1 pseudogene is annotated in these 1,066 nt (G+C 40.7%); it reads left to right on the forward strand.

Annotated features, from left to right (window positions below):
• Positions 1-1,066, forward strand: a pseudogene (locus tag ACQ76T_RS25075) (RHS repeat-associated core domain-containing protein); the annotation flags it as partial.

Below are 1,066 nucleotides of genomic sequence, written 5' to 3' on the forward strand. Positions count from 1 at the left end.
TGTCACCACTACGACATGGGAGAACGGAGCTACAAAAAGTACTTTAGGCTTATCATCTAACGGGACTTACCCCCTTAATCAGCTCTATAAAATTAGTGTCAAAGATGAGGATGGTAATGAAACCGTAGAATTTAAAAACGGTCAGGGACAGATTGTACTGGTAAGGAAGATCATGAGTTCTACGCTTCATGTGGATACCTATTATGTGTATAATGAATACAATCAGCTGGCCTTTGTGATTCCTCCCAATGCGGTACATAAGGCCGTTACTGATGATCTGCTTAATGATCTGTGCTATCAGTACCGCTATGACGGAAGAGGCAGACTTGTAGAAAAGAAGCTTCCGGGAAAAGGCTGGGAATATATGGTGTATGATAAGACGGACCGTCTTATCCTGACCCAAGATGCAGTAATGGCTACAAAGAATAAATGGTTGATGACCAAATATGATGCCTTAGGAAGAGTTATATATACAGGATTCATTGCTACAACAGAGAAAAGAGCTTATCTGCAGAACCTTATTAAAGACTTGACGATTACCGAATCCCGCGATACAGCAGGCTTTACAAAAAATGGAATTAATATTTACTATACCAATATCAATTTCGCCATGGATACAGAGTCTATCGTAAGTGTCAATTATTACGACAGCTATCCAGGATACGATTTCAATCCTTCATTTCCTGCTAATACTCCGGAGGTGACCGTTTTAACGGGTACTCCCACTTCAGATGGCAGAAGTACCAAAGGGCTTCCTGTCATGAGTTTTGTAAAGAATGTTGAAGACGATAGCTGGACCAAGAATTATACTTATTATGATCAAAAAGCACGGGTAATAGGCAGTCATTCGATCAACCATTTGGGTGGATATACCCGCACAGAATCTGAGCTTGATTTTGCCGGGGTTGTAAAGAAAACGGTTACTCTTCACAAAAGAATGGCCAATGAATCCGGAATCACGATCACAGAACGTTTTGAATATGATCATCAGAACAGGCTCTTGGTACATAAACACCAGGTAGATGATAAACCCGAGCAGATTCTTGCCGAAAACAGCTACAATGAA

Origin of the sequence: Chryseobacterium sp. JK1, assembly GCF_050632815.1 — a bacterium.
GTDB lineage: Bacteria > Bacteroidota > Bacteroidia > Flavobacteriales > Weeksellaceae > Chryseobacterium.